We start from the raw sequence: 14,072 nt of genomic DNA on the forward strand, positions 1-14,072 counted from the left end.
AATGATCGGCAACGCCTTCAGGAAGATCCGCAGGGACGTCGGATTCCGCTATGGCAGGCGGCTTCGCCAGTTCAACTACTGGCTGGTCGCGCGCGTCGCGATGATCATCATCTCCGCGCTGCGCCTGCTGCCGCCCGACAGGGCGCTCAATTTCGCCGACCGCGCTGCCCGCCGCATTGGCCCTTGGGTAGCGCGCCATCAGGTTGCTGTCGACAATCTGCGCAAGGCCTATCCGGAAAAGAGCGATGCCGAGATCGAGGCGATCGCTTCCGACATGTGGGGCAACATGGCCCGCCTGGCCACCGAATACATCTTTCTCGATGCTTTGTTCGACTACGATCCCACTGCGACGAAGCCGGGCCGTGTCGAGGTCAAGGGCGTGGAGCATTTCGTGCGCATTGCCGGCGAGGACAAGCCGCATATCGTCTTCACTGGGCATCTCGGGAATTTCGAGCTGCTGCCAGTAGCGGCGGCGACCTTCGGCATGAACATCACGGCGCTCTTTCGCCCGCCCAACAACCCTTACCTCGCCGACTACATCCTCTCGACCCGCCGCTCGAGCATGGGATCGCTGCTGCCGTCTTCGACCGGTGCCTCGTTCGCACTTGCGGCCATCCTCGAGAAAGGCGGCAATATCGGCGTGCTGGTCGACCAGAAATTCACGGGCGGGCTCGAGACGACATTCTTCGGCCGCGCCTGCGAGAGCAACCGGGTTCTCGGCACCCTGGCGCGGCACTACGATTGCGATGTCTACCCGGCGCGCTGCGTGCGCCTGCCGAACAACCGTTTCCGGCTCGAGATCGAGGACAAGCTCACCTTGCCGCGCACCGCCGGCGGCAGTGTCGACGTCCGCGCCACCACCCAGCTTCTCAACGAGGTGGTCGAGCGCTGGGTGCGAGAAGACCCCGGCCAGTGGATGTGGTTCCACAAGCGCTGGGAGATCAGCGGCCGCAAAAAGCGTCGACCGGCGACAGTGCGCGACAAAGCCGCCTGAGCGGAACGATCTTTTTGGGCACAGGCCCTATTTTGTTCTTGCTTTGTGCCGGCAGCTATGCTATTAATTTCACTATGGTGCTATTTGGCCCCGACGAACCCGCCGCTCCGGCGGGTTTTTTATTGCGGGCCGAGGAGCAGGCCCTAATTCGTCACGAGGATCCGCGTATTGCCGAAGCCGGCTTTGCGCACCATCGAATAGAATGCGGCGGCGTTGCTGGGGTGGAGGCGCACACAGCCATGCGATGCCGGGCGTCCCAATTGCCGGATCGCGCCGGTGCCGTGGATAGCATAGCCGCCGCGGAAGAACACCGAATAGGGCATCGGCGACATGTCGTATTTGCGCGAATACCACATCCGGGCCGTCCGCTGTGGGCGATAGCTGCCGCGCGGCGTGATGTAGCCTTTGCGGGCGGTGGAAACGCTCCACCGGTAATACGAAAGCCCGTATCTTACCGTCATCGTCTGTGAGGAAATATCGATGTTCGCGACCAGGCTGGCCGCCCGGCTCTCGAACGACGAACCGAACAGCATCGCCATCAATGCCGCTGCCATGAGAACAGTGTTTTTCATGCAATCAAACCCCTTTGATGCCCCTTGCCTGCCTGCCCTCGCGCTGTTCTCCAGCGTTTTGATGGCAAGCCAGCGAGCTAACACCCACTCCCTGACGATTTCACCAATCCAAAGCAGCGAATTTGAACGATTTCCCGCAATAGTTGCTGTAACGACACGCAATCGCCTCGCAATTCGCCATCGGGCTTGCAAAACCCCCTCATCCGCTGCTCAATTCGCCGAATGAACGAACCGAACGAACAGCTCCTCAAGGCTATCGATGACCGAGCCGATGATCTGGTTGCACTGACTGCGGATCTGATCCGCTTTCCGACCATCAATCCGCCCGGCGAAGCCTATCGGCCATGTGCCGAATATATCGGCGCGCGGCTGAAGAAGCGCGGTTTTGAGATCGAATTCATCCGTGCCGAGGGCGCGCCCGGCGACTGTGACCATTATCCGCGCGTCAACGTCGTCGCCCGTTTCGATGGCCGGGCGCCGGGTGCTTGCGTGCACTTCAATTCGCACATCGACGTCGTCGAGCCCGGCGACGGCTGGAGCCTCGATCCGTTCGCCGGCATCGTCAGGGATGGCAAGGTCTATGGCCGCGGCGCTTGTGACATGAAAGGCGGGCTTGCGGCCTCGATCATCGCCGCTGAAGCCTTCATGGAGGTCTTTCCCGATTTTCCCGGCGCCATCGAGATTTCAGGCACGGTCGACGAGGAGTCCGGCGGCTTTGGCGGCGTCGCGCATCTGGCCACGCTCGGGTATTTCTCCAGGCCGAAGGTCGACCACGTCATCATTCCCGAGCCGCTCAACAAGGATCGCATCTGCCTTGGCCATCGCGGCGTCTGGTGGGCGGAGATCGAGACCAAGGGCGAGATCGCGCACGGCTCGATGCCGTTCCTCGGCGACAATGCTGTGCGCCATATGGGCGCCGTGCTGCGGGCCTTCGAGGACGAATTGTTTCCGGCGCTCGACCGCAAGATGACGCGCATGCCGGTCGTGCCCGAAGGCGCAAAGCGCTCGACCATGAACATCAACGCGATCCATGGCGGCCAGACGGAAGATTTCCGGCCCGGCCTGCCCTCGCCCAACGTGCCCGATTCCTGCCGGCTGACCATCGACCGCCGCTTTCTGCTCGAAGAGGATCTCGCTACGGTCAAGAGCGAGGTGACCGATATCCTCGAACGGCTGAAGCGCGAGCGCAAAAAGTTCGATTACGAAATCCGCGATCTGATGGAAGTGCTGCCGCTGATGACCGAGCGCGACGCACCGGTGGCGAAGGCGGTCGCGCAAGGCATCATGGAGATATTCGACCGCGAACCGGATTACGTGATTTCGCCCGGCACCTACGACCAGAAGCACATCGCCCGTATCGGCCACATCTATGACTGCATCGCCTATGGCCCGGGCATCCTCGATCTCGCCCACCGGCCCGATGAATGGGTCGGCATTGCCGACATGCTGGACTCGGCAAAGGTGATGGCGATCGGCCTCGACGTTCTGCTGAGGGACGCCGGCCCGCGATGATCCGGCCATGGGCGAAAAAACATTCCTCCCGGCGATGGCGGACGGTACGAAACGCAATTTACTCGGCGGCGAATTCACGCTTCTATCCGCCCGGGTTTGAGCACGTGTTTTAGCATATGGGGAGTTGCAGATGAAATTGTGGAAAACCATTCTGGCCGCCGCGGCGCTGGCGTTGGCCGCCGGAACCTCGGCGATGGCCGCGCGCACCGACCTGGTCATCGGCATTACGCTCGAACCCCCGCATCTCGATCCGACGGCGGGCGCCGCGGCGGCGATCGACGAGGTGCTCTATGCCAATGTCTTCGAGGGCCTGACCCGCATCGGCCCGAACGGCGAGGTGCTGCCCGATCTCGCCGAAAGCTGGAGCATTTCCGACGACGGCAAGGTCTACACTTTCAAGCTGCATACAGGCGTGAAATTCCATGACGGCAGCGACTTCAACGCCGACGACGTGAAATTCTCGCTCGATCGTGCCCGCGCCGACAATTCCGTCAACGCGCAAAAGAGCCTGTTCGCCGCCATCGACAAGGTCGAGGTCGTCGATCCCACGACGGTGAATGTCACGCTGAGGAACCCGCAAGGCTCGTTCCTCTACAATATGGGCTGGGGCGACGCGGTTATCGTCGCGCCTGAGACAGCCGACACCAACAAGGAAAAACCGATCGGCACCGGCCCGTTCAAATTCCAGAACTGGGCCAAGGGCTCGTCGATCACGCTGGTCAAGTCGGACAATTACTGGGGCGCCCCGGTGTTCCTCGACAAGGCCGAATTCCGCATCATTCCAGATGCCGCCGCCGCCGTTCCGGCGCTGCTTTCCGGCGACGTCCAGGCCTTTCCGTTCTTCGACCCTGACAGTGTCGCCCAGGTCAAGGACGACCCGCGCTTCAAGGTGGTAATCGGCTCGACCGAGGGTGAAACCATCCTGTCGATCAACAACAAGAAGCCGCCCTTCGACAAGCTGCAGGTAAGGCAGGCGATTTCCTTTGCGCTCGATCGCAAGGCGATCATCGACGGCGCCTCGGCCGGCCTCGGCGTGCCGATCGGCTCGCACATGTCGCCCGCCAGCAAAGCCTATGTCGACCTCACCGGCCTCTATCCGCACAATGTGGAGAAGGCCAAGGAGTTGCTGAAGGAAGCCGGCCTGGAGAATGGCTTCAAGGCGACGCTGAAGCTGCCGCCGCCCTCCTATGCGCGGCTTGGTGGCGAGATCATCGCCTCGGAGCTTCGCGAAATCGGCATCGATCTCGAGATCATCCCGGTCGAATGGGCGCAGTGGCTGGACCAGGTCTTCACCAAGAAGGATTACGACCTGACCATCGTTTCCCACACCGAGCCTAACGACATCGATATCTATTCGCGCAAGGACTATTACTTCAACTACGACAACCCGGCCTTCGACAAGATCATCGACGAGCTGAACCTTACCTCCGACGAGGCCAAGCGCATGACGCTGCTCGGCGAGGCGCAGAAGGTCCTGGCCGATGACGCCGTGGTCGGCTTCCTCTACGAATTGCCGAAGGTCGGCGTCTGGGACGCCAAACTGCAGGGCCTGTGGGAAAACGCCCCGATCCAGGCCAACGACCTGACCAAGGTGAAGTGGACGGATTGAGCCGCTGACAGAAGGGCGAAAGTTGCACTCCGTCACACCCCCCTCTGTCCTGCCGGACATCTCCCCCTCATGGGGGGAGATCGGACGTCGCTCCGGTTTTCGCCAATCTCCAGCATTGAAGAGAAGACGGGCGTGGAAACTGCCAATCTCCCCCCTTGAGGGGGAGATGTCCGGCAGGACAGAGGGGGGTGGGCGGGAACGCTACCTTCGCCCAGTGCTTGCATCAGGCAGCTCATGACCGCCTACCTCCTCAAGCGCCTCGCCATCGCCGTCGTCACGCTGGTTCTGGCCTCAATGGTCGTTTTTGCCGTGCTGGAGATCATTCCCGGCGACCCGGCGCGGCTGATGCTTGGCCTGAACGCCAGTGCCGACCAGATCGAATTGCTGCGCAACCAGATGGGTCTCAACGCTCCCGTCGTGCTGCGCTACCTGCACTGGGCCGGCGGCTTGCTGAGCCTCGATTTCGGCCGTTCCTACACCTATTCGGTGCCGGTCATCGATCTGGTCCGCGAGCGCCTCGTCGTCTCGCTGCCGCTGGCGCTGATGGCGCTGGCGCTGTCCACCGTCATTGCCATTCCGGTCGGACTGTTTTCCGCCAGCCGACGCGGCCGCGCCGGCGACACGATCGCGATGGGCGCCGCCCAGCTTGGCGTCGCCGTGCCCAACTTCTGGTTCGCGTTGATGCTGATCTATCTTTTCGCCGTCTGGCTGCGGTTGGTGCCCGGCGGCGGCTTTCCCGGCTGGAGCGCCGGCGTCTGGCCGGCGCTGAAATCGCTGCTCCTGCCGGCAATCGCCCTCGCTCTGCCGCAGGCGGCGATCCTCGCCCGGGTCACCCGCTCGGCACTGATCGAAGTGCTGAACGAGGACTACATCCGCACCGCCCGCGCCAAGGGCCTGCCCTATCGCCTTGTCTTGTGGCGGCATGCGCTGCGCAACGCCATGATCCCGGTGGTCACCATTTTAGGCCTGCAATTCGCCTTCCTGCTTGCCGGCACCATCATCATCGAGAACGTCTTCTATTTGCCCGGCCTCGGGCGGCTGGTGTTCCAGGCAATCAACCAGCGTGACCTGATCGTGGTCGAGAGCGTCGTCATGCTGCTGGTTGCCGCCGTCATCGTCGTCAATTTCGTTGTCGATCTCTCCTATGCGGTGGTCGATCCGCGCCTGAGAGGCCGGCAATGACGCTGCACATCGACATCCCCGACGAGAACCTTGCCAGCATCCTGGCCAAGGCGTTTCGAAACCGTTCGTTCCTCGCCGGCTTCGTCGTCACCACACTGGTGGCGGCGGTCGCGATCCTCTCCTTCTTGTGGACGCCTTACGACGTCACCAGACTGGTCATTTCCGACAAGACCCAGGCGCCGTCGCTGGCGCACTGGTTCGGCACCGACCATTTCGGTCGCGACATCCTGTCGATGATCATGGTCGGCGCCCGCAACTCGATTGCCGTGGCGCTGGTGGCGGTCGGCATCGGCATGGGCATCGGCGTGCCGCTCGGCGCCTTTGCCGCGGCGCGCGGCGGCTTCGTTGATGACGTGCTGATGCGGCTGAACGACCTGGTCTTCGCCTTTCCGGCGCTGCTTTCGGCAATCATGATCACCGCCATCTTCGGGCCCGGCGCGTTCAACGCCATCATTGCCATCGGCATCTTCAACATCCCGGTCTTCGCGCGCGTCGCCCGCGCCGGCGCCCTGGCGATCTGGCCGCGCGAATTCATCCTCGCCGCCCGCGCCGCCGGCAAGAGCACGACGCTGATCAGCATCGAACATGTGCTGCCCAACATCGCCACGCTGCTGCTGGTGCAAGGCACCATCCAGTTCGCGCTGGGCATACTGGCCGAAGCCGGGCTTTCCTATGTCGGGCTGGGTACGCAGCCGCCGATGCCGAGCTGGGGCCGCATGCTGTTCGACGCCCAGACCCGCATGGTGGTGGCGCCGTGGATGGCGATCTTTCCGGGCATGGCGATCGTCATCACCGTGCTTGGCCTGAACCTGCTCGGCGACGGGATTGCCGACATCCTCGATCCGAAGTCGCGGCGGCAGCGATGAGCCTGCTCGAAATCGAGAACCTGTCGCTGGCCATCGGCGGCACCCGTATCCTCAGAGACGTTGAGCTTTCCGTCGCGCCGGGTGAAGTCATGGGGCTGGTCGGCGAATCCGGCTCCGGCAAGTCGATGACGGCGCTCGCGGTGATGCAGTTGCTGCCCTGGGCGGCGCACGCCAGCGGACGCGTCACGTTCGACGGCATCGACATCCTGGCGGCGAGCGAGGATCAGATGTGCGCGCTGCGCGGCGACGACATCGGCATGGTGTTCCAGGAGCCGATGACGGCGCTCAACCCGGTAAAGACCATCGGCGAGCAGGTCGCCGAGGGCATTCGTTGGCACACCAGGGCGAGCCGCGCTGACGCCGAGCAACGGGCGCGAAAAATGCTCGACCGGGTCGGCTTGCCGGCGGCGCAGTTCCCGCTGTCGCGTTATCCGCATGAGCTGTCCGGAGGCCAGCGCCAGCGCGTCGTCATCGCCATCGCCTGTGCGCTGAAGCCCAAGCTGCTGATCGCCGACGAACCGACGACCGCGCTCGACGTGGTGCTGCAGGCGCAGATCCTCGACCTGCTGCGCGACCTCGTTGCGGAAAACCGCATGGGGCTGCTGCTTATCTCGCACGACCTCGCCGTGGTGACCGAGATGGCGGACCGCATCACCATCCTGCGCCATGGCGAGGTGATGGAGGCCGGCGACACGGCGCGCATTCTGTCCGGACAGCTTCATCCCTATACGCGCCAGCTGGCGCAGGCCTCGATGCATGTGCCCGCGCGGGCTAGGCACAGCGTCGGCCAAGGAAAACCTCTGGTTGAGGTAGACAGCGTGACGCGCGACTATCCGGCACGGCGCATATCGCTGCTCAAGCGAGGGGCTCCCATCCGCGCCGTCGACGATGTTTCTTTCTCGATGGCGCCCGGCCAGTCGATGGCGCTCGTCGGCCGTTCCGGCTGTGGCAAGTCGACGCTTGCTCGCATGGTCCTGGCACTGGACAAGCCGACGGCCGGTACGATCCGCTTCCGCGGCGATAACCTTACCGGCAAGAGCGAGGCGGAGCTGAAGCCGGCACGGCGCGACATGCAGGTCGTGTTCCAGGACCCGTATGGTTCGTTCGACCCACGCCAGAAGGTCGAGAGATTGGTGGCCGAGCCGCTGCATGTGCTGGAGAAGAAGCCGGCGCCCGCCGCGCGGCGCGAGATGGTGGCGTATGCGCTGCACGAGGTCGGCCTCTCACCAGGCGACATGGACAAGTATCCGCATGAGTTTTCGGGCGGCCAGCGCCAGCGCCTGTCGATCGCCCGCGCCATCATCACCCGGCCGAAGCTGGTCGTCGCCGACGAGCCGGTCTCGGCGCTCGACGTCTCGATCCGCGCGCAGATTCTTGATCTGTTCGCCGAGCTCAACCAAAAACTCGGCATCGCCTATCTGTTCATCACCCATGATCTGACCGTCGCCCGCGCCATCACCGACGAGGTGATGGTCATGCATGATGGCAAGATCGTCGAGCGCGGCAGGACGAACGAAGTGCTCGACCACCCGCAGTCCGAGGCGGCCAAGGCGCTGGTCACTGCTGCTCCAGACCTGCACCGGGCGATTGCAAAACGGCTGCACGAACAGGGCTGAGCAGCAAGGGGCACGGGCCTTCCGTTCTCCCACTGTGGGGTCCGAAGGACGGGGCGAGACCGGTGGCTCGCCCCACGAGGAGGCTCCGGTGGTTAGCGACGTGGTGGAGACGACTGTTTGTGGCCAGCCTATGAAAGTAGAAAAATATGGGGCCATTGGGCCGATCGCCGATCGCGCAACCCGGACCTGATCGTCCCTTTGCGCGCGAAGGAGATTTAGCGAACTTAGGTTTGGAAATTACGGTATTAATGTATGTTTTCTGCCTCGCCCGTTCGGCTTTGTCCTGCCGCGTATTCTCCGCATCGTCGCGCTTAAGCTAAGCAAAACGACTGGCAGCAACGGATAGCCCCCAAACACACGAGAGCTTGGCGCTCCAACAAGCCGTAACTAATCACCCCTCGCGCCTTCCGCATCACGCCGGCATCTGTAGTAAAGGGAAACTTAAAGTGAGAAAGCTACCCTACAAGGAAGGCACCCTATTTGCCATTCCGTTGAGATCAGGTGGCTATGGGCTTGGCTTGGTAGCTCATATGGCCCCAATGGGAAAGATTATTCTAGCATATCTATTTGGACCAATGCGTCTGGAATTGCCAAAGGCGGATGAATTAAATGACCTTAGTCCAGATAATGCAGTCAGGTGCCTACGGTGTGGCGATCTCGGTTTAATAAATGGAACTTGGCCAATTATTGGTCAAATGAAGAGCTGGGCAGAAGACAAATGGCCTATGCCAACCTTCGTTCACAAAGAAAGCCTTTCCAACCGAATTCTTATTCGAAAATACTCAGAGTCTGATCCATCGAAGCTAGAGAGCCAAACTAGCGTAGCTTCGGCGGGCGATTTGGAGCAGGACGGTTTACACGGATATCAAGCCGTCGAATTGATTCTGATCGAGCAGCTGAAACCCCATTGATCAAGGAATGACGGTAACGATGTGAATTACGAATTACGGTGACTCCCACTAGCCGGCCTCTCGTCAATGCCGCGCGGAACTTTTTTGGCGGCGTCAGCGGCTAATTTGCATCGGGCGGACTATTCATCCGGGGAGGAGCCCCACGACTGGTGAAGGAGGGATGTCACTGGGTTTGTTTGGTGGAGAACAATAAAGACTATAACTCGCTTATGAATGTAATCGGCCCGAATAAGGTGGGTAGTGCGAGTTTACAGGTAAATGATTTCCCAATTGGTCCGTGAGGAGTTGCCATCATGCATTTTAAAACAGCATTGAAAATTGCCGGATTTGTTGCAATTTTGGTTTTCGGAGGATCGGCCTGTACTGTGCCATCAACTCCTGAGATACTGAACTGTTCAAATGGAATCTTTGTCGATAATTGGCCGTTCACTTGGCGAGCAGTTGAGGAGAAATGTATATCACGCGTAACCTCGCAAATTGCGAAGGAGTTCATAGACTGGAATACGAAATATGAAGAATTTAATGAGGATACTGGTGCACTTTACCTTTTTATATGGACGAGATTGATTGATAAGAATCTTGCGACTCCATTGCAATTGGACGAGAGAACGAAAGATTTTGATCAAGTAACTCGATCGCTTACGGACTCTTATGTTGGCATTTACGACGATATTGAAAAATTGCAGGAAGAATTGAAAATGTCTTTGGCCCAAAAAGGAGGCGGGGATGCGAATTCGCTCTATGCGATAAGGCTTTTAGGTTTAGTTCCAATTGAGCACGCGCGGCCCACCATTTTGTTCCTGAAGAGTCTGGTTGATCTTGACACCCACACCATTAAGGTCACGGGACAATACGGGGAAGAGATTGTAGAAATGCAAGAGTTGTTGGATTATCGGGCCAGTGCACAAGGTCGTTAGTTGCCATTCACAGATCCTAGTTATGACGCGGGTCATTACTTAGTGGCCGCTATTGTGCGGCAGGCATTGGAGAGAATTTCGCAATTTCGGTGCACTTTTATCGCGTTCGTCCGGATATCATTGCACGTAGATTGACCACATGGCCCGCCTCGCACGCATAGCGGCGGCCGGCAATTACAATGTGGGCCAGCTCACCACCTCCACCAACCCTGCCGCAACTCAAGGCAACAAGTATGACGGCTTTGGCAAGCTCGCCCGCCAGCACGTCACGCTGGGAACGCTGACCCACACCACGACCAGCGTGCGCGATGCCTCTGGCCAGACGGGTTGTTGATAAATACGGAGCTCGATATACGGTGGACATAACTGTTACAGGTCCGGCCGGTACCGCTGAGGTTCGCACCGGGTGGATTTTAGCCCCGGTTCGAACGTCCCGTTGCTGACGACTCTATTCGTTAAGTAGAGTTATCCTATGAAACCAAAGATCAACGACGTTGTGAGATTGATTTGTGATATGCCGGGAGGATCACTTCGGGCCGGAGCTTTAGGAGTGGTTGTTGAAGAGTATTCTTATCCTGAGGAGGCATACGAGATTGAATTTAGTGACGAAAATGGGAAGACCATCGCTCAATTAGCCTTACTTCCAAGCCAGTTCGTACTGATTGCTGTGTAAGGAATTACAGCGAACTCTTTTCCATATCGCCTATCCGAATTGCGATGACAGTGCGAATTACGGTGACAGTGCACTTTTTGTTGTGTTCGCTCGGTCGAAATAGCTAGAAGATCGGAAGCGCAGAGACTATGGATATGAACGGGACTTTTGAGAGGATATTCTCAGTAACATCCGTATGGACGTCGATTGCGACCATTCCTATTTCGCTGGCGTGGGGTGAATCCGCCTGGATGGTGGTTTTTATTTTCGCGATACTTGCTGCCTCCTTTGCATTTCCAAGAAGGTTAGCGGAGCTTCTTAATCGTTTCGAACACCCCATCGGTTATCTGGAGAGGAATTTCAAAAATGACTGGACCGGATGGTCGTATACAAAATCAAACATAAACATGATATATAATTTGGGTATGATCCAGAAGTATCACTATGTATTACTTTTAATTACTGTCATTCATTTTTTGATTTCAGGTGCCTTGGGTGAAAGCGAATTAGCTGTCGCGTATCTCGCAATTATGGCTGCATTCTCTTTGATTTCCGTTGCTTTTATTGCCCGGCATAAGAGAAAGAGATAGCGCACTATGATAGTAATACAGCACTGAAGAATATAACGCGGAACCGGATCATCAAGATCCGATCGCGGCATATATGTTTTACCAATGCACCGTTATTTTCTTTGGCCACAAGTTTATACTCAATTCATCACATTTGACGCTTGAGGAGTAGTGGTGACAGTGACGTGCGCTTGGCAAACTATCCCATACCCGTGCGCCACCCGCGAATACACTGCACCCCGTAAGTGAGACACGGTAATTTCTGTGACAGGCTATCCTTGGAGGATGGCCTACGACAGACAAAATGACGTTCAGAACGTCAACAGTCAGCCGATGCCTCAGCCTTGCGGCTTCACTACATCGGCCGGGCTGATGTCGAGCAGGTCGAGCGTGCGGCGCAACAGCTGCATTTCGTTCCCGGCAAGTTGCGAATCGGCCTTGGCGATTTCGGCCATGTGGCGGGCGAGCAGCTTGCGCCGTTCGACGTCGAGGTCGCGGAACTGCGCGACGGCCTGCGAGCCGTTGGTCTCGTAGCCGAATTCGTTGAGATATTCGATGACGCTGTCGATGCTGGTTTCGGGAATGCCGAAGGCGTCCCGGCAGATACGCCTGAAGGCGGTCATTTCGCTTTCGCTGACCGAACCGTCGGCCAGGATCATGCGGAACAGCATGAGCAGCTCCGCCGACAGCACCGGATCGTCCGCGACCTTGCGCACGCCAGGATCGCCGTCGAAGATCGAGCGTATCTGGTCCAGCAATCCCATCGCCATCAGCCCCTTCCGATTCGTCGGGAAGGTAGCGCGGAATCGGCTTGGCGCAAACGGGGTGCGATGGTGGAAAAGCCGCCTGCGTGCGCTCATTGGTGTGTGACCGCGCGCCTGATACTATGCCGTTGTACGAATCATGTTGAGGAGGGACCGAACATGAATCTCAGTGCGCCTACCCAGCTTATTTTCATTATATCCCTTGTTATCGCCATTATCGGCGTTCTCGCCGCGCTTGGCGTTCTTGCGTTTATCCCTTTGAATGCCGCGTGGATTGTCGTCATCGCCTACATCGTGCTGGCCGCCGGCTGCCTGATGCGCGGGGCTTAAACACGTCCAGACAACTCCGAATCTCAGGCAACTCGGAGCGCCCGGCCAAAAGCCGGGCGCTTTTGATTCCGACGGATGGTCTGTTAAAGTCGCGTGGCGGAAGGAAAGCGCATGCCCGACAGCGAAGACGGCAGCCGCCACGAAAGCCCAGGGCTCGATCGGTTCGAGATGGTGCGGCGCGCGCCGAGCCATCGGCTTCAGGGCGCCGTCACCGACATGTGCGGCTTTCGCGAAACCATGCCAGGCCATTTTCGCGCCATCGAATATGCCTCGCTGACCGTGCCGCTGGTCATCAGCTTTGCCGAACCCTTTGCCATCGGGCTCGGCAGGGACCCCAGCGACAATGACCGCTTCGCCAGTTTTGCCGCCGGCCTTTATGCCGGGCCGGTAGTGATCGAATCCTTCGGCGGCGCCTGCTGTGTGCAGATCAATTTCACCCCGCTCGGCGCTCGTCGCTTCTTCGGGCGGCCGATGAGCGAACTGACCGACCGCATGGTCGGCCTGGATGACGTGCTCGGCGTTGACGGCATTGCACTTCGCGAAAGGCTCGGCAATTTGCCGGATTGGAGCACACGCTTCGCCATCGTTGAGGCCTTCGTCGCGGATCGGTTGGCAGCCGCAGACCGCACTCAAGTCGAAATGGTCTGGGCCTATGAGACGATCGTTTCGACGAGTGGCCGGACCCGCATCTCGACGCTTGCCGAAAAACTTGGCTGGAGCCGCAAGCATCTCGCCGGAAAATTTTCGGATGCGATCGGCGTTGGACCCAAGACGCTCTCGCGCATCGTCCGCTTCAACCATGCGCTTGGCCTGTCGAGACAGGCCAACAGCGCTTGGGCCGACATCGCCGCCGACTGCGGCTATGCCGACCAGGCGCATCTGGTACGCGAGTTTCGCGACCTGGCAGGCGTCGCGCCGACGGCGCTTGCCGCTAGGTAACATTTCTTCAAGACGCGCAACCGGCCTTCGCCCAGACTGGGTTGATCGACCAACCCGTTGAAGGAGATCTGCCATGCCGAACACCACTGAACCACCGCGGCTTTATCCGGCGCTGCGCTACAGGAATGCCGGCAAGATGATCGATTGGCTGTGCGAGGCCATCGGCTTCAGCGTTCGCGCCCGCTACGGCGAAGGCGACGTGGTGCACCACGCCGAACTCGCATTCGGCTCCTCGATCATCACGCTCGGCACGGCGCGCGACGATGCCTATGGCAAGATGGTCGGCGCGCCCGGTTCGGGCGGCGGCAAGTCGATCTACGTTGCGGTCGCTGACGCAGACGCGGCATACGCGCGGGCAAAAACCGCCGGCGCCGAGATTCTGGAAGAACTCACCGACCGCGACTATGGAAGCCGCGAATTCATATGCCGCGATCCGGAAGGCAATGTCTGGTCGTTCGGCACCTACTGGCCGAAGGCTGACGAGAAAGCATGAACTGGTAGCGCTGCACATTCGGGATTGGCCGAAGCCTCCCAATTTCGTCATCCTGGGGCGTAGCAGCCGCGAAGCGGCGTCGCGGAGACCCTGGGATCCATATGTGGACGGCGCCCTGCCTGCAACGGTTGTTTTGCGTCGTTTTC

Annotated in this window: 16 protein-coding genes; 14 read left to right on the forward strand and 2 right to left on the reverse strand. The window is 59.5% G+C overall.

The features are described from left to right. Position 1: 1 nt before the first annotated feature. The gene (locus NKI59_RS12590; protein ID WP_352704560.1) at positions 2–994 is read left to right on the forward strand and encodes a lipid A biosynthesis lauroyl acyltransferase; all 993 of its coding nucleotides are present in this window, start codon (positions 2–4) and stop codon (positions 992–994) included. Between the two features lie 143 nt (positions 995–1,137). On the opposite strand, the gene NKI59_RS12595 is transcribed toward NKI59_RS12590, so the two are convergent. Continuing rightward, the gene (locus NKI59_RS12595) at positions 1,138–1,566 is read right to left on the reverse strand and encodes a L,D-transpeptidase (protein ID WP_023676467.1); all 429 of its coding nucleotides are present in this window, start codon (positions 1,564–1,566) and stop codon (positions 1,138–1,140) included. Positions 1,567–1,788: 222 nt separating this feature from the next. Here NKI59_RS12595 and NKI59_RS12600 point away from each other — a divergent pair, with 222 nt between their 5' ends. From NKI59_RS12600 to NKI59_RS12645, 10 genes are all read left to right on the forward strand, one after another. Continuing rightward, entirely contained in the window at positions 1,789–3,078 is a 1,290-nt protein-coding gene (locus tag NKI59_RS12600; protein WP_352704562.1) for an acetylornithine deacetylase/succinyl-diaminopimelate desuccinylase family protein, read from the forward strand. A 130-nt stretch (positions 3,079–3,208) separates the two neighbouring features. After that, positions 3,209–4,687, forward strand: coding sequence for an ABC transporter substrate-binding protein (locus tag NKI59_RS12605; RefSeq protein ID WP_352704564.1), 1,479 nt, complete (start codon positions 3,209–3,211; stop codon positions 4,685–4,687). A 234-nt stretch (positions 4,688–4,921) separates the two neighbouring features. Next, positions 4,922–5,869 carry an ABC transporter permease gene (locus NKI59_RS12610; protein ID WP_352704566.1) on the forward strand — a complete coding sequence of 316 codons (948 nt, stop codon included), beginning with the start codon at positions 4,922–4,924 and terminating at the stop codon, positions 5,867–5,869. Continuing rightward, positions 5,866–6,735 (forward strand): ABC transporter permease, encoded by an 870-nt coding sequence (locus NKI59_RS12615; protein WP_352704568.1) that lies wholly within the window; start codon positions 5,866–5,868, stop codon positions 6,733–6,735. Before NKI59_RS12610 ends, NKI59_RS12615 begins: the two co-directional genes overlap by 4 nt. Beyond that, positions 6,732–8,351: an ABC transporter ATP-binding protein gene (locus NKI59_RS12620; protein WP_352704570.1), complete on the forward strand. Its 1,620-nt coding sequence runs from the start codon at positions 6,732–6,734 to the stop codon at positions 8,349–8,351. The genes NKI59_RS12615 and NKI59_RS12620 overlap by 4 nt, the downstream gene beginning before the upstream one ends. A 446-nt stretch (positions 8,352–8,797) precedes the next feature. After that, positions 8,798–9,262, forward strand: coding sequence for an Imm26 family immunity protein (locus tag NKI59_RS12625; protein WP_023676473.1), 465 nt, complete (start codon positions 8,798–8,800; stop codon positions 9,260–9,262). 293 nt (positions 9,263–9,555) lie between these two features. Next, on the forward strand, positions 9,556–10,179 hold the full coding sequence (locus NKI59_RS12630) for a DNA polymerase Y subunit UmuC family protein (protein ID WP_352704572.1): 624 nt from the start codon (positions 9,556–9,558) through the stop codon (positions 10,177–10,179). Positions 10,180–10,318: 139 nt separating this feature from the next. Next, positions 10,319–10,513 carry a hypothetical protein gene (locus NKI59_RS12635; RefSeq protein WP_352704574.1) on the forward strand — a complete coding sequence of 65 codons (195 nt, stop codon included), beginning with the start codon at positions 10,319–10,321 and terminating at the stop codon, positions 10,511–10,513. A gap of 138 nt (positions 10,514–10,651) precedes the next feature. Next, entirely contained in the window at positions 10,652–10,852 is a 201-nt protein-coding gene (locus NKI59_RS12640; RefSeq protein ID WP_352704576.1) for a DUF4926 domain-containing protein, read from the forward strand. Between the two features lie 134 nt (positions 10,853–10,986). Beyond that, the gene (locus tag NKI59_RS12645) at positions 10,987–11,421 is read left to right on the forward strand and encodes a hypothetical protein (RefSeq protein ID WP_352704578.1); all 435 of its coding nucleotides are present in this window, start codon (positions 10,987–10,989) and stop codon (positions 11,419–11,421) included. Positions 11,422–11,738: 317 nt separating this feature from the next. On the opposite strand, the gene NKI59_RS12650 is transcribed toward NKI59_RS12645, so the two are convergent. Then, positions 11,739–12,170, reverse strand: coding sequence for a TerB family tellurite resistance protein (locus tag NKI59_RS12650; RefSeq protein WP_352704580.1), 432 nt, complete (start codon positions 12,168–12,170; stop codon positions 11,739–11,741). A 153-nt stretch (positions 12,171–12,323) separates the two neighbouring features. Between NKI59_RS12650 and NKI59_RS12655 the strand changes: the two genes are divergently transcribed. From NKI59_RS12655 to NKI59_RS12665, 3 genes are all read left to right on the forward strand, one after another. Next, a complete protein-coding gene (locus NKI59_RS12655; RefSeq protein ID WP_023676480.1) occupies positions 12,324–12,494 on the forward strand; it encodes a hypothetical protein in 171 nt (56 codons plus the stop codon). Between the two features lie 111 nt (positions 12,495–12,605). Further along, positions 12,606–13,433: a helix-turn-helix domain-containing protein gene (locus NKI59_RS12660; RefSeq protein WP_352704582.1), complete on the forward strand. Its 828-nt coding sequence runs from the start codon at positions 12,606–12,608 to the stop codon at positions 13,431–13,433. A 73-nt stretch (positions 13,434–13,506) separates the two neighbouring features. Next, entirely contained in the window at positions 13,507–13,926 is a 420-nt protein-coding gene (locus NKI59_RS12665) for a VOC family protein (RefSeq protein WP_352704584.1), read from the forward strand. Positions 13,927–14,072: the final 146 nt, after the last annotated feature.

The organism is Mesorhizobium sp. M0598, assembly GCF_040320865.1.
GTDB lineage: Bacteria > Pseudomonadota > Alphaproteobacteria > Rhizobiales > Rhizobiaceae > Mesorhizobium.

What these genes read in the sequence shown, in the direction of transcription:
- NKI59_RS12590 (WP_352704560.1), top strand. Translation starts at nt 2, where the DNA reads ATGATCGGCAACGCCTTCAGGAAGATCCGCAGGGACGTCGGATTCCGC.
- NKI59_RS12595 (WP_023676467.1), bottom strand. Translation starts at nt 1,566, where the DNA reads ATGAAAAACACTGTTCTCATGGCAGCGGCATTGATGGCGATGCTGTTC.
- NKI59_RS12600 (WP_352704562.1), top strand. Translation starts at nt 1,789, where the DNA reads ATGAACGAACCGAACGAACAGCTCCTCAAGGCTATCGATGACCGAGCC.
- NKI59_RS12605 (WP_352704564.1), top strand. Translation starts at nt 3,209, where the DNA reads ATGAAATTGTGGAAAACCATTCTGGCCGCCGCGGCGCTGGCGTTGGCC.
- NKI59_RS12610 (WP_352704566.1), top strand. Translation starts at nt 4,922, where the DNA reads ATGACCGCCTACCTCCTCAAGCGCCTCGCCATCGCCGTCGTCACGCTG.
- NKI59_RS12615 (WP_352704568.1), top strand. Translation starts at nt 5,866, where the DNA reads ATGACGCTGCACATCGACATCCCCGACGAGAACCTTGCCAGCATCCTG.
- NKI59_RS12620 (WP_352704570.1), top strand. Translation starts at nt 6,732, where the DNA reads ATGAGCCTGCTCGAAATCGAGAACCTGTCGCTGGCCATCGGCGGCACC.
- NKI59_RS12630 (WP_352704572.1), top strand. Translation starts at nt 9,556, where the DNA reads ATGCATTTTAAAACAGCATTGAAAATTGCCGGATTTGTTGCAATTTTG.
- NKI59_RS12635 (WP_352704574.1), top strand. Translation starts at nt 10,319, where the DNA reads ATGGCCCGCCTCGCACGCATAGCGGCGGCCGGCAATTACAATGTGGGC.
- NKI59_RS12640 (WP_352704576.1), top strand. Translation starts at nt 10,652, where the DNA reads ATGAAACCAAAGATCAACGACGTTGTGAGATTGATTTGTGATATGCCG.
- NKI59_RS12645 (WP_352704578.1), top strand. Translation starts at nt 10,987, where the DNA reads ATGAACGGGACTTTTGAGAGGATATTCTCAGTAACATCCGTATGGACG.
- NKI59_RS12650 (WP_352704580.1), bottom strand. Translation starts at nt 12,170, where the DNA reads ATGGCGATGGGATTGCTGGACCAGATACGCTCGATCTTCGACGGCGAT.
- NKI59_RS12655 (WP_023676480.1), top strand. Translation starts at nt 12,324, where the DNA reads ATGAATCTCAGTGCGCCTACCCAGCTTATTTTCATTATATCCCTTGTT.
- NKI59_RS12660 (WP_352704582.1), top strand. Translation starts at nt 12,606, where the DNA reads ATGCCCGACAGCGAAGACGGCAGCCGCCACGAAAGCCCAGGGCTCGAT.
- NKI59_RS12665 (WP_352704584.1), top strand. Translation starts at nt 13,507, where the DNA reads ATGCCGAACACCACTGAACCACCGCGGCTTTATCCGGCGCTGCGCTAC.